Here is a 24543-nt window from a genome sequence, read left to right on the forward strand (position 1 = left end):
TTGATGAGGCGACTGTGCCTTACTCCCCCAGCGCCTTCGCCACAAACGGCGGTGCCACCAGCACACCGGTATGCAGGTGCGCGGTGTAGTAGAGCGTATCGAACGGCTTGGCTGCCGCGTCCGCCTGGCGGAACGCGAAGTCGGCGCCGGCCGCTTTGCTGGCGATGGTCACGCTCCACCAGCCGGTCGGATAGCACGGCTGTGGGAACGGCAGCGTCTTGAACGACTGGAAGCCGGCCTTGCCCATCTCGGCGCGCATGTCCTTGATCAGGTCCAGCAGCGCCAGCGGCGACTCCGACTGCTGCACCAGCAGGCCGTCCGGCTTCAGCGCGCGGTAGCAGCTCTCGAAGAACGCCTTGTTGAACAGGCCTTCCGCAGGGCCAACCGGATCGGTCGAATCGACGATGACCACGTCGACGCTGCCCGGCTCGCAATTCGCCATGTACGCCACGCCGTCGTCGAACAGCAGTTCGGCGCGCGGGTCGTTGTTCGATTCGCAGAGCTCGGGGAAATACTTCTCCGCCATGCGCGTGACCTGCTCGTCGATGTCGCACTGTGTGGCCTTCTCAACGCCCGGGTGCTTCAACACCTCGCGCAGCGTGCCGCAGTCGCCACCGCCGATGATCACCACGCGCTTCGGCGCGGCGTGGGTGAACAGCACCGGGTGGCTGATCATCTCGTGGTAGAAGAAGTTGTCGCGCGTGGTCAGCATCATCGCGCCGTCGATCACCATCAACTTGCCCCAGTCGGTGCTGTCGTAGATCTCGATCTTCTGGAACGGCGACTGCACCTCGTCCAGCTTGCCGGTCGTGCGGAAGCCGATGGCCGAGCCGGTGTGCGAGAAGTGTTCGATGAACCAGGTGTCGTTGGCGGTCATGGGTGATGTCCTGCGTGTGGAAGGCGAAAGCTGTTTCCTTCTCCCGTCGGGAGAAGGTGGCGCGCAGCGCCGGATGAGGGTGTGCCCCGGTCGCCTGTCCGCCTCTTTGCTGAAGAACGAGCCACAGCGAGTGAATGAGGTGAACAGCCGATGGTTCGCCTTCATGGCTCGCTGCGGCTCGTCCATCATCAGTGTGTCGGACGAGCTACGGAGGCGCCCCCAACCCCTCTCCCGGCGGGAGAGGGACGTCAGCGAGGCGGCGCATTGTAACGGACCCGTGTGACCGCAGCCTGTAGAATGCGCGTCCGCGCCGCGGTGGACGTTCCGCCCCGGCAATGAAGAACGCGTCGCCACGCGCCAGCCCAGCGAATAGCCATGACTTCCAGCCCAACCTGGTCCACCGACCACGCCCGCACGACCTACTCCGTCCCGCACTGGGCCGAAGGGTATTTCGACGTGGACGCCGCCGGCCGCATCGTGGTGTCGCCCAAGGGCGCGCAGGGCCCGCTGATCCCGTTGCCGGAGGTGGTCGACGCCGCACGCGCGCAGGGCGCGCAGCTGCCGCTGCTGGTGCGCTTCCCCGACATCCTGGGCGACCGCCTCGGCAAGTTGCAGGCCGCGTTCGCGCAGGCGCAGGCCGACTGGGACTACCAGGGCGGCTACACGGCGGTGTACCCGATCAAGGTCAACCAGCACCGTGGCGTCGCCGGCACGCTGGCCTCGCACGCCGGTGAAGGCTTCGGCCTGGAAGCCGGCAGCAAGCCCGAATTGATGGCCGTGCTGGCGCTGTCGCGCCCGGGCGGTCTGATCGTCTGCAACGGCTACAAGGACCGCGAGTACATCCGTCTGGCACTGATCGGCCGCAAGCTGGGCCTGCAGACCTTCATCGTCATCGAGAAGCCGTCCGAGCTGGCGCTGGTCATCGAGGAGTCGCGCGCGCTGGGCGTGAAGCCGGGCTTGGGTGTGCGCATGCGCCTGGCCACGCTGGGCGCCGGCAAGTGGCAGAACAGCGGTGGCGACAAGGCCAAGTTCGGCCTGTCGCCCCGCCAGGTACTGGACCTGTGGAAGCAACTGCGCGAGGCCGGACTGCAGGACACGCTGGGCCTGCTGCATTTCCACATGGGTTCGCAGATCAGCAACGTGCGCGACATCGCCAACGGCATGCGCGAGGCGACGCGCTACTTCGTCGAGCTGTCCAAGCTCGGCGCGACCATCAGCCATGTCGACGTCGGCGGCGGCCTGGGCATCGACTACGAAGGCACACGCTCGCGCAGCTATTGCTCGATCAATTACGGCATCGGCCAGTACGCCAGCAACATCGTGCAGCCGCTGGCCGAAGCCTGCGAGCAGCACGGGCTGACGCCGCCGCGCATCGTCACCGAATGCGGACGCGCGATGACCGCGCACCATGCGGTATTGGTGGTCAACGTGTCGGAAGTCGAGCAGGCCCCGGAAGGACGCGTGCCGCCCGCGCACGACGACGAGCCGGCGGTGATCCGCCACCTGCGCGAGATCCACGGCGAACTGGACACGCGACCCGCCGTCGAGCTGTTCCACGAAGCGCAGCACCACCACAGCGAAGGCCTGTCGCTCTACGCGCTGGGCCAGATCGACCTGGTCCACCGCGCGCGCATCGACGACCTGTTCTACGCCATCGCGCATGCGGTGCGTGCGCGCCTGAGCAGCGACGAACGCAGCCATCGCGACCTGCTGGACGAGCTCAACGAGCGTCTGGTCGACAAGTACTTCGTCAACTTCAGCGTGTTCGAATCGATCCCCGACGTGTGGGCCATCGACCAGGTGTTCCCGATCGTGCCGATCGAGCGGTTGGATGAGGCGCCGGCGCGCCGCGGCATCATCGCCGACATGACCTGCGACTCCGACGGCATGGTCAAGACCTACGTCGAGAACGAAGGGCTGGATTCCTCGCTGCCGCTGCATGCGATGAAGCCCGGCGAGAGCTATCGCCTCGGCATCTTCCTGGTGGGTGCGTACCAGGAAATCCTCGGCGACATCCACAACCTGTTCGGCGACACCGATGCGGTGGAAGTCAGTGCCGATGCCGGCAACGGTTACCTGATTACCCAGCAGCGGCGCGGCGACACCACCGACGTGATGCTCGACTACGTGGGCTACAGGCTGGACGACCTGCGCGCGGTGTATCGCCAGCGCGTGGAAGCAGCCGGATTGCAGGCGGCGGAATCGCAACGGCTGGCGGATGCGCTGGAAGCGGGCCTGACCGGCTATACCTACCTGTCGGATGAGCCGCTGGGCTGACGCCTGCACGTTGCCTTGACGGCGTTGGCTGCAGCCTCCGCCGGCTTGTCATGGCGTCGGCGCCGATGGTAAACAGATAGCGAGCGACATCGCCTGCGGAATGGCGGTGCGCGACTACATGCATGAAGCAACCAGGGAGTCAGGGATGAGCAGAACGATCAGGCGCGTGTCGTGGTGGAGTGTCGTGGCTTTCTCGATGGTGGCGTGGCCCGCCTCGGCCCAGCTCAGGACGTCTCCCAAGGTGGATACGCGGCCACAGGTGGAGCACGTGCAGCCGCAGGTCGCCTTCGACAAGGCGCAGGCCGTCGCGGCGCTGGACAAGGGCAGCGCCACCATCACGGGCGTCGCGTGCTCCTACCACGATGGTCGTTTCTACCTGGCGGACAACCGACAGGTGATGCTGTTCCCGGCGACGCCGTATTTCGAGGAGTGGGTCAGGCTCCGCAAGAAGGATCAGCGGAACCGCGTAGCCACGATGTCGGACGATGCGTACGCCACGCGGGTCGAGACGGAAACCGACGAGAAGGGCAATTTCCGGTTCCAGGACATGCGGCCGGGGCGCTACTACCTGTTCATGCAGTTCGAGTTCAACCAGGCGATGTCGCGCGATGTCTATGCGGGCACCAGCAACACGGGATACGGCGCGGTGAACCACTACCAGCGTCAGGACTACACTGTGGCGCGCAGCGACGAGATGATCAAGGACGTCGAGATCAAGGCGGGCGACACGACGGTGAAGACCGCGCTGACCCGGGGTGGCCGGTTGGCGGCGAAGCTGCTGCCCTGCAAGTAGGGCAGCGTCAGGTCGCGTCGCGCGCGACCTGGAACCCCGCAAACGACTGCGTCACCGGCATGATCTCCAGCCGGTTGATGTTGAGGTGCGGCGGCAGGGTGGCGACGTAGAAGATCGACTCGGCGATATCCTCGGCGGTCATCGGGTTCGCGCCGGTGTAGAGCTTGTCGGACGCGGCCTGGTCGCCGTGCGTCCGCACCAGGGTGAATTCGGTTTCCGCCATGCCGGGCTCGATCGTCGTCACGCGCACGCCGGTGCCGTGCAGGTCGCTGCGCAGGCCGAGCGAGAACTGGCTGACGAAGGCCTTGCTGCCGCCATAGGCGTTGCCGCCGGGGTACGGATACACGCCGGCGACCGAACTGATGTTGATGATCGCGCCCTTCCGCTCGACCAGTTGCGGCAGCAGGCGGTGCGTCAGCACGACCAGCGCGGTGACGTTGGTCTCGATCATCGTGCGCCAGTCCGACAGCAGCGCGTGCTGCGCGGGCAGCGTGCCCTGCGCGAGGCCGGCGTTGTTCACCAGCAGGTCGATGTCGCGGAAGCCTCCCGGCAGTGCTGCGAGCGCGGCGTCCATCGCCGCCTCGTCGCGGATGTCGAACGCAGCCGCGTGCACCGTGTCGGCACCGATCTCGTCCACCAGCGCCTGCAGCCGCTCGGCGCGGCGCCCGGTCGCGATCACGCGCCAGCCGGCGGACGCGAAACGACGGACGGCGGCGGCGCCGAAGCCGGAGGTGGCGCCGGTGATGAGGGCGGTGCGGGTCATGGGAGTTCCTTGGGGGAAAGACAACGGAGTGCGGTCAGCGCCGCGCGGCGCGGCGCGCGTACCAGAGCGCGCCGAGCCAGGTGCCGAGTGCGGCGGCCACCACCGAGAGCGTGGCGCTGAGCGCATTCGTGCGCAGCAGGTAATCGAGCGGGTAGGCGATGTCCGAGGCCGAGCCGGCGATGCCGGCGAGTACCGACAGCGTCGCGATCCACACGGCCAGCGTCAGGCCGACGGCGACGATCAGGAAGCGATGGCCGGCCAGTGCGCCGCCCAGGCCCATGCAGAGGGCCGTCACGACGTAGCTGACCGGCGTCAGGAATCCCCAGCGGGTCTGCACCACGTCCTGCCAGGCTGCAGGCAGGATGCGCCCGACCAGCCATGATGCGACGAGCAGCGACACCATCGCCGCGGCCGTCGCCATCACCAGGCGCTGCCAGGGCGGTCGCGCGGGGCTCACTGCGCCTTGACCGCCATCGCAGGCAGACCGCCGCTGGCGAGCTTCTGCTTCGCTTCGGCCAGTTCGCTGGCGGTGCCGTAGGGCCCCATGCGGACGCGGTACACGGTCTTGCCGTTGATCTGCGCCGATTCCACGCGCGCGCTGAGGCCGAGCATGGCGATCTTGGCCTTGGTGGCTTCGGCATCGCCGGACGCGCCGAACGCGCCAGCCTGCAGGATGTAGCGCGCGCCGGTGTCGGCGCTGGCCACGGTGGTGGCGGGCCTGGGCGCGGGGGACGCCTCCGCGGCACGCGGTGTTTCCTGTGCGCGCGGCGCGGGGGTTTCATCGATGGGCGAGGGTTGGGTGGCGTCGGTCGCCGTCGGCGTGGTCGCCGTTGGCGCAGCCGCGATCGGTGACTGGCCGCTCAGCGCAGCGCGGGCCTTGCGGGCATCCTCCTCGCGGGCGCTGGCGGCGAGCTCCGCATCCGACATCTGCACTTCCTTGCCGGGCAGCAGCGTATAGAAGTCGTACTGCGTTTCCTTCGGCGTGGCGGCATCGGTCGTTGCGGCAGCCGGCGCATCGGCTGGCGCGTCGGGTACCACGGCATCGACGTCGGCGCTGTCGATCGGCGCAGGCTGGGCGTCGGGGTTCGGCTGCGGGCGGAAGAAGCCGTCGCCGTCCTTCTTGCCCAGGCCGGGCACGATGAAATACACCGCCAGCCCGATCAGCAGGCCGAGGATCAGCCACACCCAGGGCGGGGTGGCATGGCCGGAATTGCGGGTGGCCTGGTTCTTGCCGCGCCTTGCTGCCATCTACTGCTCTCCGCTCACATCTTCTCGGGCGCGCTGACGCCCAACAGGTCCAGTCCATTCGCCAGCGCCTGGCGGACCGCCAGCGCCAGCGCCAGTCGCGCATCGCGTGCGGCGGCATCGTCGATCAGCACCGGCGTGCCGGCGTACCACGTGTGGAAAGCATAGGCCAACTCGCGCAGGTATTGCGCCACCAGATGCGGCTCCAGCGATTCGCCGGCGGCTTCCACCACTTCCGGGTAGCGCGACAGTTCCACCATCAGCTGCAGCGAGGTGTCGTCGTCGAGTTTTGCCAGGTTCGTGAGGCCGTTGGCCTGGTCGTAGGCGTAGCCCTTCTCACCGGCCTGGCGCAGCAGGCTGCACACGCGGGCATGCGCGTACTGCACGTAGAACACCGGGTTGTCGTTGCTCTGCTGGCGGGCCAGGTCGATGTCGAACGTCAGCTGCGAATCCGGCTTGCGCGCGATCAGGAACCAGCGCGTCGCGTCGGCGCTGGTTTCCTCGATCAGGTCGCGCAGCGTGAAGTAGCTGCCGGCGCGCTTGGAGAGCTTCACTTCCTCGCCGCCACGCATCACGGTAACCATCTGGTGCAGCACGTACTCCGGATAGCCCGGCGGAATGCCTTCGCCCAGCGCCTGCAGGCCGGCCTTCACGCGCGCCAGCGAGCCATGGTGGTCGGCGCCCAGTTCGGTGATGGCGCGTTCGTAGCCGCGTTGCCACTTGCTGAGGTGATAGGCCACGTCCGGTACGAAGTAGGTGTACGTGCCGTCGGACTTGCGCATCACGCGGTCCTTGTCGTCGCCGAAGTCGGTGGACTTCAGCCACAGCGCGCCGCCTTCCTCGTAGGTGTGGCCGGAGGCGACCAGCTTGCGCACGGTCTCCTCGACCTTCTGGTCGGCGTAGAGCGAGCTCTCCAGGAAGTAGCGGTCGAACGACACGCCGAACGCGGCCAGGTCCAGGTTCTGCTCGCGGCGCAGGTAGGCCACGGCGAAGCGGCGGATGGCGTCGAGGTCCTGGGGATCCTTTTCCCCGGTGACCACGTGGCCCTCGACCTCGACCGAGTCGCCGTTGAGATAGGCCTGGGCCACGTCGGCGATGTAGTCGCCGCGGTAGCCGTCTTCCGGCCAGCCTTCGCCGTCCGGCACCTTGCCGAGCGCGCGCGCCTGGGTGGACTTGGCCAGGTTGTCGATCTGCACGCCGGCGTCGTTGTAGTAGAACTCGCGCTTGGCGTCCCAGCCGTTGGCGGCCAGCACGCGGGCGATGCAATCGCCGATGGCGCCGGCGCGACCATGGCCGACGTGCAGCGGACCGGTCGGGTTGGCCGACACGTATTCGACGCCGACGGTACGGCCCTGGCCGCTGCCGTTGCGGCCGTATGCGTCGCCCTGCGCCAGCGCCGCGGCGACTTCGCGCTGGTAGGCGCCTGGGCTCAGGTGGAAGTTGATGAAGCCGGGGCCGGCGATCTCGACCTTGGCCACGTCGTCGCTGGCGGGCAGGGCGGCGACCAGCGCCGTCGCGATCGCGCGCGGATTGGTGCGTGCGGCCTTGGCCAGCTGCATGGCGGCATTGGTGGCGAAGTCGCCGTGTTCGCGCGTCTTGGGTCGCTCGACCACGAAATCCGGCGTGGCGACGTCGGCCGGCAGGGTGCCGGCGGAGCGCAGGGCGTCGATGCCCTGGGCGATCAAGGCGCGGAGGGAAGCTTTCACGGAGGTCCGTCGTGTTGCGTGGGAGCCGCCTATTCTAGGTTTTCCCGGTCCCCGCGTGGGATCGGTGCGGTTCAGCGAGACACGTTCCAGGCCTGGCGCTCAGACCCAGCCGCGCGCGGCCATCGATTGCGCCGGCCCGTCGCCGATGACGAAATGGTCGAGCAGGCGCACGTCCACCAGCGCCAGCGCCTGCTTCAGCCGCTGGGTCACGGCCCGGTCGGCGGCCGACGGTTCCGGACATCCGGACGGGTGGTTGTGGCCCACGATCAGCGCCGTGGCGTTCAGGGCCAGCGCGCGCCGCGCCACTTCGCGGGGATGCACTTCCGCGCTGTCCACCGAGCCCTGGAACAGTTCCTCGAACGCCAGCACGCGATGGCGGGTGTCGAGGAACAGGGCGGCGAAGACTTCGTGGGGACGACCGCGCAGGCGCTGGGTGAAGTAGCGGCCGGCGGCCTCCGGGTCGCCGATGGCGTCGCCACGCGCCAGTGAGGCGTGCAGCATGCGGGTCCCCAGCTCCAGGGCCGCGGCCAGCGCACAGGCGCGCGCGGGACCCAGGCCCGGCAGGTCGGTGAGTTCGGCCGGCGGGCGTTCCAGCAGCGAGCGCAGCGGGCCATGCCGGCTCAGCAGGTCCCGGGCCGTGGCGACGGCGTCCCGCCCGCGCAGGCCGGAGCCGAGGAAGATGGCGAGCAGTTCGGCGTCGCTGAGGCTGCCGGGCCCCCGGGCCAGCAGCTTCTCGCGGGGGCGTTCGTCCAGGGGCCAGTCGCGGATATGCATGGCCCCATCGTCGGCCTGGATCGCCCGCGCGTGCATCGGGCCTCGCGGGGCGTTCGGGTAAGCTAATCGCCGGTATCGACGTAGGAATGGGCCGACGTGAGCGGATCGGACAAGTCGCAGGGTCTGGCGGGGCAACGCCTGCTGCTGTGCGTGGGCGGCGGCATCGCTGCGTACAAGGCATTGGAACTGGTGCGCCGGCTGCGCGACGCGGGCGCGGAGGTGCAGGTCGCGATGACCGCGGGCGCCCAGCAGTTCGTGACCCCGCTCAGCTTCCAGGCCCTGTCCGGCCACCCCACCCGCACCACGTTGTGGGACAGCGCTGCGGAGCAGGCGATGGGCCATATCGAACTGGCACGCTGGGCGGACCGGGTGATCGTTGCGCCGGCGACCGCGGACCTGATGGCACGGCTGGCGCACGGACTGGCCGATGACCTGGTGACCACGCTGTGCCTGGCGACCACCGCGCCGCTCACGATCGCACCGGCCATGAATCACCGCATGTGGCAGCACCCGGCCACGCAGGCCAACCTGGCCACGCTGCGCGGCCGTGACGTGCACGTGGTCGGCCCGAACGACGGTCCGCTCGCCGAGGGCGAGTCCGGCCCCGGACGTCTGGCCGAGCCCGACGAGATCGTCGCGGCGCTGGCGGGGCAGGCCACGGCCGTGCCGCAGGGGCCGCAGGATCTCGCCGGGTTGAACGTCGTGGTCAGCGCCGGCCCCACGTATGAAGATCTGGATCCGGTCCGCTACCTCGGCAACCGCAGCAGCGGGAAAATGGGCTTCGCCGTCGCCGCCAGTGCGGCGCGGCGCGGCGCAGCCGTGAAGCTGGTGGCCGGCCCCGTCCATCTGGCGACGCCGGCGGGCGTGACCCGGGTGGACGTGCGCTCGGCGGCGCAGATGCACGAGGCCGTGTTCGCCGCGCTGCCGGCCGATATCTACATCGGCGCCGCCGCCGTGGCGGACTACACGCCGCGCGAACCGGCCGCCAACAAGATCAAGAAGTCCAGCGAATCGCTGGCGCTGGACCTGGTGCGCACGCCCGACATCCTGGCCGAGGTCGCCGCGCAGACGCAGGCGCTCAAGCTGGTGGTCGGTTTCGCCGCCGAGACCAACAATGTGGCCGAGTACGCGCGCAAGAAGCTGGACGCCAAGCGGCTGGACATGATCGTGGCCAATCGGGTCGGCATCGCCGACGGCGGCTTCGAAAGCGACAGCAACGCCATGACCGCCTACTGGAAGGACGGCGAGCGCAACTTCGCGTCCGCACCCAAGACACAGCTTGCCGATGAACTGATCGACCTGATCGTGGAGCGACTGGACGCATGAGCGTAGCGCGCGCGGTGGAAGTGAAGCTGCTGGACCCCCGCTTCGGCGATGAATGGCCGCTGCCGGCCTACGCCACCGAAGCCAGTGCCGGCATGGACCTGCGCGCGGCGCTGGAAGCGCCGCTCGTGCTCGAGCCCGGCGACGCGGCGCTGGTACCCAGCGGCATCGCGCTGCACCTGGGCGACCCGCAGCTCTGCGCGGTGGTGCTGCCGCGTTCCGGGCTGGGCCATCGCCACGGCATCGTGCTGGGCAACGGTACCGGGCTGATCGATGCCGACTACCAGGGGCCGCTGCTGATCAGCGTGTGGAACCGCGGCCACGAGGCCTTCACCATCCAGCCGGGCGACCGAATCGCCCAGGTGATGGTGCTGCCCGTCGTGCGCGTGAGCCTGCAGGTGGTGGATACTTTCGCCGACAGCGCACGGGGGACGGGTGGTTTCGGCCACACCGGCGTGCGATGACAGGGGACAAGACGATGGACACGACGAACGGAACCCGCGCGCGCATGCCGGTGGGCGACCTGCGCAGCGCACTGCCGAAGCTGGCGGTGCTGCTCGCCTTGCTGGCAGCGCTGATGGCGTGGAGCGGTATCCGCCAGTGGCGCGACGCCGGCCTGCTGGAAGACACCGAACGCGCGCGCGACCAGGCGGTCGAGGCCGTGCTGGCCAGTCATGCGGCGCAGGTCAAGCAACTGGAACAACGGCTGGCCTCGGCGCCAGTGAAGGCCGCCCTGGCCGCGAACGACACCGCCGCCGCCGCCGCGGCGATCCGGGACGGTTGGAGTGGAGCCGAGCAGGTCGAGATTCTCGACGGTGCGTTGATGCCGGCCTATGACGATGCGGCGACCTTCGGTTACAGCAAGCTGGCCCTGCTGGAAGCCGGCATGCAGGGCGACGCCGTGGCGACGCGTGTGGTGAAGGATGGCAAGCAGACCTCGTTCGGCCTGGCGGCGGCGGTGCCGCAGGGGGTGGTGTACGTGCGGCTGCCGCTGGCGCGACTGACCGACGGGTTCGAGCGCGTGGCCATGCCGGCCGATGGCTACCTGGCGTTGCGCCAGGGCGGTTACTCGATCGCGCAGCGGGGCAACAGCCGGCTGGCGGACGGGGCCGAGCGCATGGCGCATGCGGTCGGCAAGACCGGCCTGCGCGTGGCGACGGCGGCCCCCGACAGCGAGTCCGGTCCGCTGGGCCTGGGCGCGATCCCGGCACTGGTGGTGGCGGCCCTGCTGGCGGGCCTGGCCATCGCCGCCGTGCTCGTCGCGCGTGGCGGCCTGCGCCTGGGGAACATTGGAAAGAAAGGAACTGACATGCATGACACGGACGAGCCCACGCTGGGCGAAGCGCTGCTGCGCGACCCGCCACCCGCGTCCGCGGGGCGAGCCGTCGCGGCTTCCGAAGAAGGCGGCGACGATGCCTACCGGCAAGCCGACGGCAAGACGGTCGAGGTGGATCCCGGCATCTTCCGCGCCTACGACATCCGCGGCATCGTCGGAACGTCGCTGAGCGTCGAAGTCGCCGAACTGATCGGCCTGGCCATCGGCTCGGTGATGCGCGACGAGGACCTGACCGACATCGTGGTGGGTCGCGATGGCCGCCTGTCCGGCCCGGACCTGGCCGGCGGACTGATCGACGGCCTGCGCAAGGCCGGCCGCAACGTCATCGACATCGGCCTGGCGCCGACGCCGGTGGCCTACTTCGGCGCCTACCACCTGCGCGCGGGCAGCTGCGTGGCGGTCACCGGCAGCCACAATCCGCCGGACTACAACGGCTTCAAGATCGTGGTCGGCGGGCAGACGCTGTCGGGCGACGCCATCACCGACCTGTACGAACGCATCCGCGACAACCGCCTGTACGTGGCGGGTGTGCCGGGCGACCTGCAGCAGCGCGACATCGCCGCCGACTACATCCAGCGCATCGCCGACGACGTGCAGCTGGAGCGTCCGTTGAAGATCGTGGTGGATGCCGGCAACGGTGTGGCGGGCGACATCGCGCCGCAGCTGCTCGAGGCCATCGGCGCCGACGTGATCCCGCTGTACTGCGAGGTCGATGGCACGTTCCCGAACCACCATCCGGACCCAAGCGAGCCGCACAACCTGGAAGACCTGATCCAGACGGTGAAGCGCTTCGACGCCGACATCGGCCTGGCCTTCGACGGCGATGGCGACCGTCTCGGTGTGGTGACGAAGGAAGGCGCGGTGATCTTCCCGGACCGCCTGCTGATGCTGTTCGCCGCCGACGTGCTGGAACGCAATCCCGGCGCGCTGATCATCTACGACGTGAAGTGCACCGGAAAGCTGCAGGGCTGGGTGCTGCGGCATGGCGGCACGCCGATGATGTGGAAGACCGGCCATTCGCTGATCAAGGCCAAGATGCGCGAGAGCGGCGCGGAGCTGGCCGGCGAGATGAGCGGCCACTTCTTCTTCCAGGAGCGCTGGTACGGGTTCGATGATGGCCTGTACTCCGCGGCGCGCCTGCTGGAGATCCTGGCCAACCGCTCGGAGACGCCGTCCGAGGTGCTGGCCGAGCTTCCCGATGGCGTGTCCACGCCGGAGATCAAGGTCGACGTGGTGGACGGTACGCCGCACGCCATCGTCGAGCGGTTCGTGGACGGTGCCGAGTTCGAAGGTGCGCGCCTGTCCACCATCGATGGCCTGCGCGCGGACTGGGACGACGGCTGGGGCCTGGTGCGTGCTTCGAACACGACGCCGATCCTGGTGTTGCGCTTCGAGGCCGACAACACCGCCGCGCTCGAACGCATCAAGACCGAGTTCCGCACGCGCCTGCAGGCGCTGGCGCCGGAGTTGAAGATGACGTTCTGAGTGCCGGAACGCGGTACGCCTTCATGACAACGCCGGGCATTGCCCGGCGTTGTCGTTTCCAGGGCGGCGCCTGGCGCGTGCCGCGGGGCCTTATCTGCGGACCGGCGTGGACGCTTCCGGTGCCGCGGATTTCAGGGCGGCGTCCTCGGCCTGCTCCGGCGTGATGCCCTTCATGGCGCGGAAGCGCTCCAGGATGCCGGCGATCTCGGTATCCAGGTCGGCGCGCTGCTTCTCGAAACTCTGCTGCAGGCGGCGCGTACGGACCAGTTCGGCGTGGCGCTGGTGGATGGAGGCCGCCATTTCCTTCTGCACGGGCTGGCCGGCCAGTTCGCGGTCGCCGGCGGTCTGCAGCAGGCTGATCAGGCCGTCGCGCAGGCTGATGGCGTTGTAGCGGGCGGTCCGGACGTTGTTGTCCACGATGGCGGTGCGCTCGCTGAACACCCGCCGCAGCTCGTCCTCGTTGCGGTACGACAGCAGCATGGCGGCATCGGTCCGGCGACGCATGTCGGCCGCCGCGGCATCGATCAGCTGCTGCTGCGCCTCGATGGCGGCCTGTGCCCGCTCCTCGTCCGTCATGGCGCGGTCCACGCCGCCGGTGCGCAGGCCGCTGGCGGCGCTGATCTCTTCGCGCGCCACGTTCACGGCATCGGCCGGCAGCGCGTCGCTGCAGACGCGCTGGCCCTTCTCTTCCCAGCAGAAGAGTTTCTTGTTGGCCGGCGGCGCGCCCTTCTTGCCCTGGGCGTGCACCAGGGGTGCAGCCACGAGCACGGCGGCCAGCAGGTAGAAAGTGGAGGTACGGACGGTCATGGCAGTCCCCAACTGCAGTCAGTCCTGGGTCGCGCTGCCGTAGCGGGCCCGGTAGGCCAGCAGGTCGTCGCGATGACGGACAAGGTCGGCGCTTTCGCCGGCAAATGCAAGCAGGTCGTGCAGGTTGGCCACGGCGACGACAGGAACGCCGGTCTCGTCCGCCACCGATTGCGCGGCCGAACGGCGCGCGCCGTCGGTGCCCGGTTCGCCCAGCACTTCTTGGCGATCAAGCGCCACCACGATCCCGGCCGGCGTGCCGCCGCCGGCGCGGATCAGGCCCAGCGCCTCGCGGATCGCGGTGCCCGCCGTGATCACGTCGTCGACGATCAGCACGCGGCGGTCTTCCAGCGGCGAACCGATCAGCAGGCCGCCTTCGCCGTGGTCCTTGGCTTCCTTGCGATTGAATGCCACCGGCAGGTCGCGTCCGCGGCGCGCGAACTCGCAGGCCACCGCGGTCGCCAACGGAATGCCCTTGTAGGCCGGACCGAACAGCAGGTCGAACGACAGGCCTGCCTCCTCGACGGCATCGGCGTAGCACGTCGCCAGTCCGGCCAGCAGCGAGCCGCTGTCGAAGCGTCCCGCATTGAAGAAGTACGGGCTCTGCCGCCCCGACTTCAGCGTGAACTGGCCGAAGCGCAGGGCCTGGGCGTGCAGGGCGAGCTGGAGGAAGCGGGCGCGGTGATCGGTCATCGGCAGGACGGGGCTGAACAGGTGAGGCGACAGGATAACCCCGCGCCGGCCGAGGCCGCGCGACGGATACGCCGGTTCGGGTACGCTTGCCCGGTTTCCGACGAACGACGTGCACATGCGCATCATCAGCTTCAACGCCAACGGCCTGCGCTCGGCCGCCACCAAGGGCTTCTTCGACTGGTTCACCGCACAGAACGCCGATGTCCTGTGCGTGCAGGAGACCAAGGCCCATGAGCACCAGCTCGCCGGCCCGGAATTCCTGCCGGCGGGTTACAAGGCCTGGTTCCGCGACGCCAGCACCAAGAAGGGCTACAGCGGCGTGGCGATCTACGCGAAGCGGGAACCGGACGAGGTCCGCACCGCACTGGGCTGGCCCGACTTCGACGAGGAAGGCCGCTATATCGAAGCGCGCTTCGGCGACCTGAGCGTGGTGTCGTTCTATATCCCGTCGGGCTCGTCGGGCGACGAGCGCCAGGGCTTCAAGTTCAAGGTGATGGACTGGCTGGCGCCGGTGCTGGACGAATGGCGTCGCAGTGGCCGTCATTACGTGTTGTGCGGGGACTGGAACATCGTGCGCAGCCGCTTGGACATCAGGAACTGGACGAGCAACCAGAAGAACTCCGGCTGCCTGCCACCCGAACGCGACTGGTTGAACGGCATGTGCGTGGACGACGGCGGCTGGGTCGACGCCTACCGCGCGCTGCATCCGGAAGGCCAGGACTACACCTGGTGGAGCAACCGCGGCGCGGCGCGCGCCAACAATGTGGGGTGGCGGATCGACTACCAGTTCGTCACGCCGTCGCTGCGAGACCGCCTGAAGGCGTGCTCGATCTACCGAGAGCAGCGTTTCTCCGACCATGCGCCCTTCATCGTGGACTACACCTGATGACGACGGCCGCCGATCGCCCGGCCAAGCCCTCGGTCTGGCGCGCGTTCGCGCAGCCGTCGGCGTGGACGATGTTCTTCTTCGGCTTCGCCTCGGGCATGCCGTTCCTGCTGGTGGCCGGCACGCTGGCGTACTGGCTGACCGAGAACGGGCTGGAGCTGAAGAACATCACCCTGATCGCCAGCGCCGGCCTGACCTACACGCTGAAGTTCCTGTGGGCGCCGCTGGTGGATCGCTGGCGCCTGCCGCTGCTGGGGCGGCTGGGGCAACGCCGCGGCTGGCTGCTGCTGGCGCTCGCGGTCGTCATCGTCGGCCTGCTGCTGATGGCGCACCTGACGCCCGGCAAGCTGGCGCCCTTCATCTGGGTCACGCTGCTGACGGCCTTTGCCGGCGCCACGCTGGACATCGCGGTGGACGCCTACCGCATCGAGATCGCGCCGCAGGAATCCCAGGGCGCGCTGCTGGCCACCTACTCGCTGGGCTACCGCATCGCGCTGATCATCACCGGCATGCTGGCGCTGGTACTGGCCGACCATGTGCCGTGGCCGCAGGTGTATGTCGCCATGGCGGTCTTCATGCTGATCCCGGTCGTCGCGGTCCTGATCGCGTCCGAACCCGACGTGGTGCGCGTGCGCATGACGACGTGGGCGCAGGGTCTGCAGGAGGGTGTCGTGGAGCCGTTCCTCGACTTCTTCCGTCGCTTCGGCGCGGCGCTGGCGCTGGCGCTGCTGGCGTTCATCCTGCTGGCGAAGATCTCCGACCAGTCGCTGGGCGGCGGCATCATGGCTCCGTTCTACCTCGGCCAGGGCTTCAGCAAGACCGAGATCGCGACGGTCACCAAGTTCTACGGCATCTGGGTGGGCCTGGGCGGTGTGTTCCTGGCCGGCATCGCGATCGCGCGCTGGGGTGTGAAGTGGCCGCTGCTGGCGGGCATCGTGCTGGGTGCGGTCAGCAACCTGTTGTACGTCTGGCTGATCGGCGCGGATGGCGATATCTGGAAGCTGACGCTGGTGATCTCCGGCGAGAACCTGGCGCAGGGTTTCCAGGGGACCACGCTGGTTGCGTTCCTGTCGGCGCTGGTCAACCAGCGTTTCACCGCGACGCAGTACGCCCTGTTCTCGTCGCTGGTGATGCTGCCGGGCAAGCTGCTCAGCGCAGTCTCCGGCGGTATCGTCGAACAGACCGGCTACGGCGTGTATTTCTGGATCACCGCGCTGGTGGCGGTGCCTGCGGTCGTGCTGTTCTTCTGGCTGGCGCCGCGCATCCGCTTCGGCGGGGGGCACGAGGCGGCGACCGGCGTCGACGTGCCGGATACGCAGGCTTGACCGGCTGCGCTACAGTTTCCGGCAGGGGCTGGCGGGGGAAGGCGGAATGACCGACATCGTGCTGAAGGACGTGGATCCCATCCTCGCCGAGCGCATCCGGCGCGTCTCGCATGCACGCGGCTGGCCGATCCACGACACCATCTTCAACCTGCTGGAGCAGGGGCTGTTCGTCTGCGAGTCGGAAGTGCGCGGCGGCTTCGACGACCGCGAGGTCAACGCGCTCGCCGAGGCGATCAGCGCGCTGAAAGATGTTCCCCCCGGCAAAGGGTTCTAGGCCGGATACACCGTGCCCAGCACGCGCCGCCCGGTCGCGCCGGTGACGGCGGGCAGGTTGCCGGGACGACCCGCGAGCGTTTCGCGGGCCAGCCACGCGAAGCCCATCGCCTCCACATAGTCCGGGTCCAGGCCGTGCGAGGCCGTCGATTCCACGACGGCCTGCGGCAGGTACGCGGCCAGGCGCGCCATCAGCACGTGATTGCGCACGCCGCCGCCGCAGACCAGCACGCGGCGCGTGTCCGGCTGCGTCATCTGCAGGGCGTCCGCCACGGTGCGTGCGGTGAGCTCCAGCAGCGTCGCCTGCACATCGGCGGGCGCGCTGGTCGCGTCGTCCATGCGTGCCTGCAGCCAGTCCAGGTGAAAATGTTCGCGCCCGGTGCTCTTCGGCGGCGGCAGCGCGAACCACGGATCGGCCAGCAGGCGGGCCAGCAGCGTCGCGTTGACCTGCCCGCTGGCGGCGAAAGCGCCACCGGCGTCGTAGGCGCGGCCGGTGTGGCGTTCGCACCAGGCGTCCATCAACGCGTTCGCCGGACCCGTATCGAAGCCGCGGACGTCACCGGCCATCGGCAGCAGGGTGAAATTGGCGATGCCACCCAGGTTGAGCGCCGCGCGGTCTTCCTGCGCGGAGCCGAGCACGGCGGCATGGAAGGCGGGCATCAGCGGCGCGCCCTGGCCACCCGCGGCCACGTCGCGGCGGCGGAAGTCGGCGACGGTGGCGATGCCGCAACGCTCGGCGATGACGTTGCCGTCGCCGAGCTGCCAGGTGAAGGGCGGCTCCGCGTGCGGACGGTGGCGGATCGTCTGCCCGTGCGAACCGATCGCGCGCACGCGGCCGCGCGGCACGCCAGCCTCCTGCAGCAGCGACAGCGCTGCTTCGGCGAAGGCGAGCGCGATGCGTCCGTCCAGCATGCCCAGCGCATCCAGCGACACCATGTCCGCGCCCTGGCCCAGCGCCACCAGCTGCGCACGCAGCGCCGCGTCCCAGCCGAACGTGCGGCCGTGCAGCAGTTCGCAACGCAGCGTGCGGCCCTCGCCTTCGAACCGCACCAGCGCGGCATCGATGCCGTCGGCGCTGGTGCCGGACATCAGGCCCAGGTAGAGCTCGGAAGCGAGGGCGTCGGTGGCGTGGGTCATGCGAAACCGTCGGGCAAAGAAAAAGGCGGGACAGTGTCCCGCCTTTTCAGGCATCCCGCCATGAGGAACGATCAGCCCTTGCGTGCTGCCGGCTTCGCGGCAGCCACGGTGGCCGGCTTCTTGCCGTCGTCGGCCGGGCCGACGTCGGCGTAGATGATGTCTTCCACCGTGCGGATGCGCGCCAGCGCGTTGGCCGTGTAGGTGCGGTACGCCGCGAGTTGCGCGCCGGCCAGCGGCTCTGGCGGCGGCATCGTCACCGACAGTGGGTTGCGGTGCACGCCGTTGATGCGGAATTCGTAATGCAGGTGCGGACCGGTCGACAGGCCGGTGGTGCCGACGTAGCCGATCACCGTGCCCTGGGCGACGCGCTGGCCCTGCTTGATGTTGCCCATGCGCGACATGTGCGCGTATAGCGTGGTGTGGCCGCGGCCGTGATCGAGGATCACCGTGCGGCCGTAGCCGCCCTGCCAGCCGGCGAACTGCACGCGGCCGTCGCCGGCGGCCATGATCGGCGTGCCGGTCGACGCGGCGTAGTCCACGCCCTTGTGCATGCGCATCGTGCCCAGCACCGGATGGCGACGCGCACCGAACTTCGAGCTCATGCGCGCATAGGCGATCGGCATGCGGATGAAGTTCTTCTTCAGCGGCCGGCCGGCGGCGGTGAAGTACTCCGGCTTGCCGCCCGGACGGGTGAAGCGGAAGCCCGAATGCAGCTTGCCGTCGACGGTGAACGTGGCGGCCTGCACCGGGCCGGTGCTGATCAGCTCGCCCTCGCGCCAGGTCTGTTCGACCACCACGCTGAAGCGATCTTCCGGCCCCAAGTCGGAGTTGAAGTCGATGTCGTACTTGAAGATCTCGTCCGTCATCGAGTTGATGTTGGCGGACGTCAGGCCGGCCTTGCGGGCCGACCGGTTCAGCGAGCGCCCCACCTTGCCGCTGAGCACGACGGTGCGGGTAGTGGTCTCGCGCGCGATGACGCGCTCGGTGACCTTGTCCTCGCCCACCGTCAGTTCGACGCGGTGGCTCGGGTCGCGGTCGTAGCGCAGGGTGCGCAGGCCGCCGGTGACCGGCAGGTCGAAGGCGATCTCGGTGCCGGGCTTCAGGCGCGTAAGCGCCTTCTTGGCATCGGCGTTGTCCAGGATGCGGTGCAGGGTGGCGGCGGGGATGCCCAGTTCCTCGAAGATCGCGCCCATGGTCTGGCCCGGCTTCACCCGCACCACCTGCCAGCTGTCGCCCGCGATGCCGGCCTGGCGTGCCGCCGACAGTTCGGGCAGGTCGAGCAGCAGGGTGTTGCGGGGTTCGGAGACCGGTGCCTGGATCGCGCTGGAAAAGCCCGGCACGATGGTCGCCATCAGCACGCCGATGGTGGTGAACAAGCTGGCGTGGATCCAGTGGCGGCGTGTCCAGCGCCCTTGCGGCAGATGCCGCTTCACCGCGGTATCGCGAAGCACCCCAAGGCGTTCCCGGAACTGTTGCTTGCGGCCGTTGCCGCCCCCATGAGTTTGCATCAAGGTTGCATCCCGGGGCCAAGGCAAAGCCCCAATCGGCGTACCATAGACACGCGAAGACTTCGCGTCAAACCATTGAGTCAAATAGCTTTTTTGATTGGTATCACTATTTACTTTCTTTTAACGGTAACTTCATGTCACTGACTTGGCCTTCACGTGGCCGCCCCTACTGGAACCGCTATCCCGTGTCCTCCGCAGAAGCTCTTGCCCTGATCGGCCGTGGCGCCGACGAAATCCTCAAGCCCGAAGACCTGGAGGCCCGGCTGAAGCTGGGTCGCCCCCTGCGCGTGAAGGCGGGATTCGACCCCACTGCGCCCGACCTCCATCTGGGCCATACGGTGCTGTTGAACAAGATGCGGCAGTTCCAGGAGCTCGGCCACCAGGTGATCTTCCTGATCGGCGACTTCACCGGAATGATCGGCGACCCCTCCGGCAAGAACGCCACCCGCAAGCCGCTGACCCGCGAAGACGTGCTGGCCAATGCGCGCACCTACGAGGACCAGGTGTTCAAGGTGCTGGACCGGGGGAAGACCGAGGTCCGCTTCAATTCCGAGTGGTTCGGCAAGATGGGAGCGGCCGACATGATCCGCCTGGCCGGTCAGCACACCGTCGCCCGCATGCTGGAGCGCGACGATTTCGCCAAGCGCTACGCCGCCCAGCAGTCCATCGCCATCCACGAGTTCCTGTATCCGCTGGTGCAGGGCTACGACTCCGTGGCGCTGCAGGCGGACGTCGAGCTGGGTGGCACCGACCAGAAGTTCAACCTGCTGATGGGTCGCGGCCTGCAGGAGCACCACGGCCAGGCGCCGCAGATCGTGCTGACCATGCCGCTGCTCGAGGGCCTGGACGGCGTCAACAAGATGTCCAAGTCGCTGGGCAACTACATCGGGGTCAGCGAGCCTGCCATCGATATCGTCACCAAGACCATGAAGATCGGCGACGACCTGATGTGGCGCTGGATCGAACTGTTGAGCTTCGAGATCGGCGTGGCGGAAGCGGCCGCGCTGAAGGCCTCCGTGGCCGGTGGTGGGCTGAACCCGCGCGACGTGAAGCTGCGTCTGGCGCGTGAGCTGGCGACCCGTTTCCATGATGCGGGCGATGCCGAAAAGGCCATCGCAGGCTGGCACGCCGTCGTCACCGGCCAGGGCGACACCTCGCTGCTGGAGATGAAGGATGTCGTGGTGCCCGCCGAAGGCATCCGCATCGCCGCCTTGCTCACGGCTGCGGGCATCACGCCGAGCAATTCCGAAGCCAATCGCAAGCTCAAGGAGCGCGCGGTCAGGCTCGAAGGCGAGGTGGTCGAAGATCCGACTCTGCAGCTGACCGCGGGTTTCGAGGGGGTCCTGCAGGTAGGCAAGCGCAACTTCGCGCGCGTCCGCCTTGTGACGAACTGACCGCAGCGCGGCGTTGCCGGAAGGGTGGTGGACGGGGCGTGAAAATTTTCGCCCGCACCCCTTCACAAAGGGCATGGAACCAGCCATACTTTCCCTCCCCCGACGCACGGGGCCTTGCCGGACCGGCAGGGCGCCAAGAGAAAGGGAAACGAATCGCCAACAACTTCGAAAAAAGGTGTTGACGAAACGAAAAAGTACGCCATAATAGGCGGCTCACCACGGCGGAAACGCTGCGGTTACGAAGGAAGGCGCTGAGGCCGACTTCGAGGCTCTTTGACAGTGTGCGCAGGTGACTTGTGTGGGCGCCTGCAGGAAGGACTAGCTGTCCATCTTGCAGACGTTCGATTCATGAGCATCTTGTCAATTGTAGAAATGCAAGCGATACGTAAAGCTTGTGATCAGACGATCTGCATTCAAAGCATTGGCCTTCGGGCTAAGTAGTTTTAAGTGAAGAGTTTGATCCTGGCTCAGAGTGAACGCTGGCGGTAGGCCTAACACATGCAAGTCGAACGGCAGCACAGGAGAGCTTGCTCTCTGGGTGGCGAGTGGCGGACGGGTGAGGAACACATCGGAATCTACCTTTTCGTGGGGGATAACGTAGGGAAACTTACGCTAATACCGCATACGACCTACGGGTGAAAGTGGGGGACCGCAAGGCCTCACGCGATTAGATGAGCCGATGTCCGATTAGCTAGTTGGCGGGGTAATGGCCCACCAAGGCGACGATCGGTAGCTGGTCTGAGAGGATGATCAGCCACACTGGAACTGAGACACGGTCCAGACTCCTACGGGAGGCAGCAGTGGGGAATATTGGACAATGGGCGCAAGCCTGATCCAGCCATACCGCGTGGGTGAAGAAGGCCTTCGGGTTGTAAAGCCCTTTTGTTGGGAAAGAAATCCTGTCGGTTAATAACCGGTGGGGATGACGGTACCCAAAGAATAAGCACCGGCTAACTTCGTGCCAGCAGCCGCGGTAATACGAAGGGTGCAAGCGTTACTCGGAATTACTGGGCGTAAAGCGTGCGTAGGTGGTGGTTTAAGTCTGCTGTGAAAGCCCTGGGCTCAACCTGGGAATTGCAGTGGATACTGGATCACTAGAGTGTGGTAGAGGGATGCGGAATTTCTGGTGTAGCAGTGAAATGCGTAGAGATCAGAAGGAACATCCGTGGCGAAGGCGGCATCCTGGGCCAACACTGACACTGAGGCACGAAAGCGTGGGGAGCAAACAGGATTAGATACCCTGGTAGTCCACGCCCTAAACGATGCGAACTGGATGTTGGGTGCAACTTGGCACCCAGTATCGAAGCTAACGCGTTAAGTTCGCCGCCTGGGGAGTACGGTCGCAAGACTGAAACTCAAAGGAATTGACGGGGGCCCGCACAAGCGGTGGAGTATGTGGTTTAATTCGATGCAACGCGAAGAACCTTACCTGGTCTTGACATCCACGGAACTTTCCAGAGATGGATTGGTGCCTTCGGGAACCGTGAGACAGGTGCTGCATGGCTGTCGTCAGCTCGTGTCGTGAGATGTTGGGTTAAGTCCCGCAACGAGCGCAACCCTTGTCCTTAGTTGCCAGCACGTAATGGTGGGAACTCTAAGGAGACCGCCGGTGACAAACCGGAGGAAGGTGGGGATGACGTCAAGTCATCATGGCCCTTACGACCAGGGCTACACACGTACTACAATGGTAGGGACAGAGGGCTGCAAACCCGCGAGGGTGAGCCAATCCCAGAAACCCTATCTCAGTCCGGATTGGAGTCTGCAACTCGACTCCATGAAGTCGGAATCGCTAGTAATCGCAGATCAGCATTGCTGCGGTGAATACGTTCCCGGGCCTTGTACACACCGCCCGTCACACCATGGGAGTTTGTTGCACCAGAAGCAGGTAGCTTAACCTTCGGGAGGGCGCTTGCCACGGTGTGGCCGATGACTGGGGTGAAGTCGTAACAAGGTAGCCGTATCGGAAGGTGCGGCTGGATCACCTCCTTTTGAGCATGACAAGCGCTTCTTGTCAGGCGCCCACACAAGACACCTGCATTTTTCAGAGTAAGCCCGTACAACGGGGCCTTAGCTCAGCTGGGAGAGCACCTGCTTTGCAAGCAGGGGGTCGTCGGTTCGATCCCGACAGGCTCCACCACTGAGAACGACTTTTGGGTCTGTAGCTCAGGTGGTTAGAGCGCACCCCTGATAAGGGTGAGGTCGGTGGTTCGAGTCCTCCCAGACCCACCAAAACCAGGCTGGCTATTACTTCTGAAACCTGCAATCGCACACTAAAAGATTATTTTGAAACGGATCGGCGCTGAAGCCGGCTTCGTGTTCTTTAACAACTTGTGACGTAGCGAGCGTTTTAGATTTTCATCTAGACGTGTCGTTGAGGCTAAGGCGGGGACTTCGAGTCCCTAATAAATTGAGTCGTATGTTCGCGTTGGTGGCTTTGTACCCCATCAACACGGCATGTAACTCCGAGGCGACTTGGGGTTATATGGTCAAGCGAATAAGCGCACACGGTGGATGCCTTGGCGGTCAGAGGCGATGAAGGACGTGGCAGCCTGCGAAAAGTGCGGGGGAGCTGGCAACAAGCATTGATCCCGCAATGTCCGAATGGGGAAACCCACTGCTTCGGCAGTATCCTGCAGTGAATACATAGCTGCTGGAAGCAAACCCGGTGAACTGAAATATCTAAGTAACCGGAGGAAAAGAAATCAACCGAGATTCCCTGAGTAGTGACGAGCGAACGGGGACCAGCCCTTAAGCTGGATTGGTTTTAGAAGAACAGTCTGGAAAGACTGGCCATAGACGGTGACAGCCCGGTATTCGAAAAGACCTTTTCAGTGAAGACGAGTAAGGCGGGGCACGAGAAACCCTGTCTGAACATGGGGGGACCATCCTCCAAGGCTAAATACTCCTGACCGACCGATAGTGAACCAGTACCGTGAGGGAAAGGCGAAAAGAACCCCGGAGAGGGGAGTGAAATAGATCCTGAAACCGTGTGCGTACAAGCAGTAGGAGCCCGCAAGGGTGACTGCGTACCTTTTGTATAATGGGTCAGCGACTTACTGTTCGTGGCAAGCTTAACCGTATAGGGGAGGCGAAGGGAAACCGAGTCTGATAAGGGCGCATAGTCGCGGGCAGTAGACCCGAAACCGGGTGATCTAGTCATGCCCAGGGTGAAGGTGCCGTAACAGGTACTGGAGGCCCGAACCCACTCCCGTTGCAAAGGTAGGGGATGAGGTGTGATTAGGAGTGAAAAGCTAATCGAACCCGGAGATAGCTGGTTCTCCTCGAAAGCTATTTAGGTAGCGCCTCGTATGAATCTTCTTGGGGGTAGAGCACTGTTATGGCTAGCGGGACATCGCGTCTTAGCAAACCATGGCAAACTCCGAATACCAAGACAGAATGTACGGGAGACACACGGCGGGTGCTAACGTCCGTCGTGAAAAGGGAAACAACCCAGACCCACAGCTAAGGTCCCAAATTTCGTGCTAAGTGGAAAACGATGTGGAAAGGCACAGACAGCCAGGAGGTTGGCTTAGAAGCAGCCACCCTTTAAAGAAAGCGTAATAGCTCACTGGTCGAGTCGGTCTGCGCGGAAGATTTAACGGGGCTAAGCACGAAACCGAAGCTTGGGGTGCATAACTTTGTTATGCGCGGTAGAGGAGCGTTCCGTAAGCCTGCGAAGGTGGCTTGAGAAGGCTGCTGGAGGTATCGGAAGTGCGAATGCTGACATGAGTAACGATAATGCGGGTGAAAAGCCCGCACGCCGAAAGCCCAAGGTTTCCTTGCGCAACGTTAATCGACGCAGGGTTAGTCGGTCCCTAAGGCGAGGGCGAAAGCCGTAGTCGATGGGAAGCAGGTTAATATTCCTGCACCTCGCGTGAGTGCGATGGAGGGACGGAGAAGGTTAGGTGTACCGGGCGTTGGTTGTCCCGGGGAAAGGCGGTAGG

The 24543-nt window shown here is 66.4% G+C and carries 19 protein-coding genes, 2 tRNA genes and 2 rRNA genes (1 of these 23 cut by a window edge); 13 read left to right on the forward strand and 10 right to left on the reverse strand.

Going from position 1 to position 24543, the window contains the following annotated elements; all coding sequences use genetic code 11:
- Nucleotides 1-19: 19 nt before the first annotated feature.
- Nucleotides 20-877, reverse strand: coding sequence for a polyamine aminopropyltransferase (speE, locus tag ACGHX3_RS01785; protein ID WP_162337710.1), 858 nt, complete (start codon nucleotides 875-877; stop codon nucleotides 20-22).
- A gap of 375 nt (nucleotides 878-1252) precedes the next feature.
- On the opposite strand from speE, the gene speA reads away from it, so the two are divergent.
- Both speA and ACGHX3_RS01795 read left to right on the forward strand, forming a co-directional pair.
- The gene (gene speA / locus ACGHX3_RS01790) at nucleotides 1253-3154 is read left to right on the forward strand and encodes an arginine decarboxylase (RefSeq protein WP_394696186.1); all 1902 of its coding nucleotides are present in this window, start codon (nucleotides 1253-1255) and stop codon (nucleotides 3152-3154) included.
- 145 nt (nucleotides 3155-3299) lie between these two features.
- Nucleotides 3300-3947: a hypothetical protein gene (locus ACGHX3_RS01795; RefSeq protein ID WP_394696187.1), complete on the forward strand. Its 648-nt coding sequence runs from the start codon at nucleotides 3300-3302 to the stop codon at nucleotides 3945-3947.
- Nucleotides 3948-3954: 7 nt separating this feature from the next.
- On the opposite strand, the gene ACGHX3_RS01800 is transcribed toward ACGHX3_RS01795, so the two are convergent.
- From ACGHX3_RS01800 to radC, 5 genes are all read right to left on the reverse strand, one after another.
- Nucleotides 3955-4710: an SDR family NAD(P)-dependent oxidoreductase gene (locus ACGHX3_RS01800; protein ID WP_394696188.1), complete on the reverse strand. Its 756-nt coding sequence runs from the start codon at nucleotides 4708-4710 to the stop codon at nucleotides 3955-3957.
- Between the two features lie 34 nt (nucleotides 4711-4744).
- Entirely contained in the window at nucleotides 4745-5167 is a 423-nt protein-coding gene (locus ACGHX3_RS01805; protein WP_313928334.1) for a hypothetical protein, read from the reverse strand.
- Nucleotides 5164-5958, reverse strand: coding sequence for an SPOR domain-containing protein (locus ACGHX3_RS01810; RefSeq protein WP_394696189.1), 795 nt, complete (start codon nucleotides 5956-5958; stop codon nucleotides 5164-5166). Before ACGHX3_RS01810 ends, ACGHX3_RS01805 begins: the two co-directional genes overlap by 4 nt.
- Before the next feature lie 14 nt (nucleotides 5959-5972).
- A complete protein-coding gene (gene argS, locus ACGHX3_RS01815; protein WP_394696190.1) occupies nucleotides 5973-7661 on the reverse strand; it encodes an arginine--tRNA ligase in 1689 nt (562 codons plus the stop codon).
- A 99-nt stretch (nucleotides 7662-7760) separates the two neighbouring features.
- The gene (radC, locus tag ACGHX3_RS01820; RefSeq protein ID WP_162337703.1) at nucleotides 7761-8435 is read right to left on the reverse strand and encodes a DNA repair protein RadC; all 675 of its coding nucleotides are present in this window, start codon (nucleotides 8433-8435) and stop codon (nucleotides 7761-7763) included.
- A gap of 96 nt (nucleotides 8436-8531) precedes the next feature.
- On the opposite strand from radC, the gene coaBC reads away from it, so the two are divergent.
- The 3 genes from coaBC to ACGHX3_RS01835 are packed head-to-tail and all read left to right on the forward strand — an operon-like array spanning nucleotide 8532 to nucleotide 12579.
- A complete protein-coding gene (gene coaBC / locus ACGHX3_RS01825) occupies nucleotides 8532-9761 on the forward strand; it encodes a bifunctional phosphopantothenoylcysteine decarboxylase/phosphopantothenate--cysteine ligase CoaBC (RefSeq protein WP_394696191.1) in 1230 nt (409 codons plus the stop codon).
- Nucleotides 9758-10222, forward strand: coding sequence for a dUTP diphosphatase (gene dut, locus ACGHX3_RS01830; RefSeq protein WP_162337701.1), 465 nt, complete (start codon nucleotides 9758-9760; stop codon nucleotides 10220-10222). Before coaBC ends, dut begins: the two co-directional genes overlap by 4 nt.
- Nucleotides 10223-10236: 14 nt before the next feature.
- Nucleotides 10237-12579 carry a phosphomannomutase/phosphoglucomutase gene (locus tag ACGHX3_RS01835; RefSeq protein WP_394696192.1) on the forward strand — a complete coding sequence of 781 codons (2343 nt, stop codon included), beginning with the start codon at nucleotides 10237-10239 and terminating at the stop codon, nucleotides 12577-12579.
- Nucleotides 12580-12669: 90 nt separating this feature from the next.
- Here ACGHX3_RS01835 and ACGHX3_RS01840 read toward each other — a convergent pair whose 3' ends face one another.
- Nucleotides 12670-13386, reverse strand: coding sequence for a hypothetical protein (locus ACGHX3_RS01840; RefSeq protein ID WP_394696193.1), 717 nt, complete (start codon nucleotides 13384-13386; stop codon nucleotides 12670-12672).
- Nucleotides 13387-13404: 18 nt separating this feature from the next.
- A complete protein-coding gene (gene pyrE / locus ACGHX3_RS01845; protein ID WP_394696194.1) occupies nucleotides 13405-14076 on the reverse strand; it encodes an orotate phosphoribosyltransferase in 672 nt (223 codons plus the stop codon).
- Between the two features lie 115 nt (nucleotides 14077-14191).
- On the opposite strand from pyrE, the gene ACGHX3_RS01850 reads away from it, so the two are divergent.
- The 3 genes from ACGHX3_RS01850 to ACGHX3_RS01860 are packed head-to-tail and all read left to right on the forward strand — an operon-like array spanning nucleotide 14192 to nucleotide 16561.
- On the forward strand, nucleotides 14192-14962 hold the full coding sequence (locus ACGHX3_RS01850) for an exodeoxyribonuclease III (RefSeq protein WP_394696195.1): 771 nt from the start codon (nucleotides 14192-14194) through the stop codon (nucleotides 14960-14962).
- Nucleotides 14962-16287 (forward strand): AmpG family muropeptide MFS transporter, encoded by a 1326-nt coding sequence (locus tag ACGHX3_RS01855; RefSeq protein ID WP_394696196.1) that lies wholly within the window; start codon nucleotides 14962-14964, stop codon nucleotides 16285-16287. The genes ACGHX3_RS01850 and ACGHX3_RS01855 overlap by 1 nt, the downstream gene beginning before the upstream one ends.
- 46 nt (nucleotides 16288-16333) lie before the next feature.
- Nucleotides 16334-16561, forward strand: coding sequence for a hypothetical protein (locus tag ACGHX3_RS01860; protein ID WP_162337698.1), 228 nt, complete (start codon nucleotides 16334-16336; stop codon nucleotides 16559-16561).
- Here ACGHX3_RS01860 and ACGHX3_RS01865 read toward each other — a convergent pair.
- Both ACGHX3_RS01865 and ACGHX3_RS01870 read right to left on the reverse strand, forming a co-directional pair.
- Nucleotides 16558-17697 (reverse strand): anhydro-N-acetylmuramic acid kinase, encoded by a 1140-nt coding sequence (locus ACGHX3_RS01865; RefSeq protein ID WP_394696197.1) that lies wholly within the window; start codon nucleotides 17695-17697, stop codon nucleotides 16558-16560. The two genes, ACGHX3_RS01860 and ACGHX3_RS01865, sit on opposite strands and share 4 nt — an antisense overlap.
- Before the next feature lie 71 nt (nucleotides 17698-17768).
- Nucleotides 17769-19205 carry a peptidoglycan DD-metalloendopeptidase family protein gene (locus tag ACGHX3_RS01870; protein ID WP_394696198.1) on the reverse strand — a complete coding sequence of 479 codons (1437 nt, stop codon included), beginning with the start codon at nucleotides 19203-19205 and terminating at the stop codon, nucleotides 17769-17771.
- A 134-nt stretch (nucleotides 19206-19339) separates the two neighbouring features.
- Between ACGHX3_RS01870 and tyrS the strand changes: the two genes are divergently transcribed.
- The 5 genes from tyrS to ACGHX3_RS01895 all read left to right on the forward strand — a co-directional run.
- Nucleotides 19340-20599 carry a tyrosine--tRNA ligase gene (gene tyrS / locus ACGHX3_RS01875; protein ID WP_394696199.1) on the forward strand — a complete coding sequence of 420 codons (1260 nt, stop codon included), beginning with the start codon at nucleotides 19340-19342 and terminating at the stop codon, nucleotides 20597-20599.
- Between the two features lie 444 nt (nucleotides 20600-21043).
- Nucleotides 21044-22588, forward strand: a 16S ribosomal RNA gene (locus ACGHX3_RS01880).
- A gap of 72 nt (nucleotides 22589-22660) precedes the next feature.
- Nucleotides 22661-22736: transfer RNA gene (locus ACGHX3_RS01885), tRNA-Ala, on the forward strand.
- A 15-nt stretch (nucleotides 22737-22751) separates the two neighbouring features.
- A tRNA-Ile gene (locus ACGHX3_RS01890) sits at nucleotides 22752-22828 on the forward strand.
- 255 nt (nucleotides 22829-23083) lie between these two features.
- A 23S ribosomal RNA gene (locus tag ACGHX3_RS01895) occupies nucleotides 23084-24543 on the forward strand (it continues 1419 nt past the right edge of the window).
- The 16S and 23S rRNA genes sit together here with 2 tRNA genes alongside, the layout of an rRNA operon.

Origin of the sequence: Pseudoxanthomonas japonensis (assembly GCF_043632995.1) — a bacterium.
Lineage (GTDB): Bacteria > Pseudomonadota > Gammaproteobacteria > Xanthomonadales > Xanthomonadaceae > Pseudoxanthomonas_A > Pseudoxanthomonas_A japonensis.

What these genes read in the sequence shown, in the direction of transcription:
- speE (WP_162337710.1), bottom strand. Translation starts at nt 877, where the DNA reads ATGACCGCCAACGACACCTGGTTCATCGAACACTTCTCGCACACCGGC.
- speA (WP_394696186.1), top strand. Translation starts at nt 1,253, where the DNA reads ATGACTTCCAGCCCAACCTGGTCCACCGACCACGCCCGCACGACCTAC.
- ACGHX3_RS01795 (WP_394696187.1), top strand. Translation starts at nt 3,300, where the DNA reads ATGAGCAGAACGATCAGGCGCGTGTCGTGGTGGAGTGTCGTGGCTTTC.
- ACGHX3_RS01800 (WP_394696188.1), bottom strand. Translation starts at nt 4,710, where the DNA reads ATGACCCGCACCGCCCTCATCACCGGCGCCACCTCCGGCTTCGGCGCC.
- ACGHX3_RS01810 (WP_394696189.1), bottom strand. Translation starts at nt 5,958, where the DNA reads ATGGCAGCAAGGCGCGGCAAGAACCAGGCCACCCGCAATTCCGGCCAT.
- radC (WP_162337703.1), bottom strand. Translation starts at nt 8,435, where the DNA reads ATGCATATCCGCGACTGGCCCCTGGACGAACGCCCCCGCGAGAAGCTG.
- dut (WP_162337701.1), top strand. Translation starts at nt 9,758, where the DNA reads ATGAGCGTAGCGCGCGCGGTGGAAGTGAAGCTGCTGGACCCCCGCTTC.
- ACGHX3_RS01835 (WP_394696192.1), top strand. Translation starts at nt 10,237, where the DNA reads ATGGACACGACGAACGGAACCCGCGCGCGCATGCCGGTGGGCGACCTG.
- ACGHX3_RS01840 (WP_394696193.1), bottom strand. Translation starts at nt 13,386, where the DNA reads ATGACCGTCCGTACCTCCACTTTCTACCTGCTGGCCGCCGTGCTCGTG.
- pyrE (WP_394696194.1), bottom strand. Translation starts at nt 14,076, where the DNA reads ATGACCGATCACCGCGCCCGCTTCCTCCAGCTCGCCCTGCACGCCCAG.
- ACGHX3_RS01850 (WP_394696195.1), top strand. Translation starts at nt 14,192, where the DNA reads ATGCGCATCATCAGCTTCAACGCCAACGGCCTGCGCTCGGCCGCCACC.
- ACGHX3_RS01855 (WP_394696196.1), top strand. Translation starts at nt 14,962, where the DNA reads ATGACGACGGCCGCCGATCGCCCGGCCAAGCCCTCGGTCTGGCGCGCG.
- ACGHX3_RS01860 (WP_162337698.1), top strand. Translation starts at nt 16,334, where the DNA reads ATGACCGACATCGTGCTGAAGGACGTGGATCCCATCCTCGCCGAGCGC.
- ACGHX3_RS01865 (WP_394696197.1), bottom strand. Translation starts at nt 17,697, where the DNA reads ATGACCCACGCCACCGACGCCCTCGCTTCCGAGCTCTACCTGGGCCTG.
- ACGHX3_RS01870 (WP_394696198.1), bottom strand. Translation starts at nt 19,205, where the DNA reads ATGCAAACTCATGGGGGCGGCAACGGCCGCAAGCAACAGTTCCGGGAA.
- tyrS (WP_394696199.1), top strand. Translation starts at nt 19,340, where the DNA reads ATGTCACTGACTTGGCCTTCACGTGGCCGCCCCTACTGGAACCGCTAT.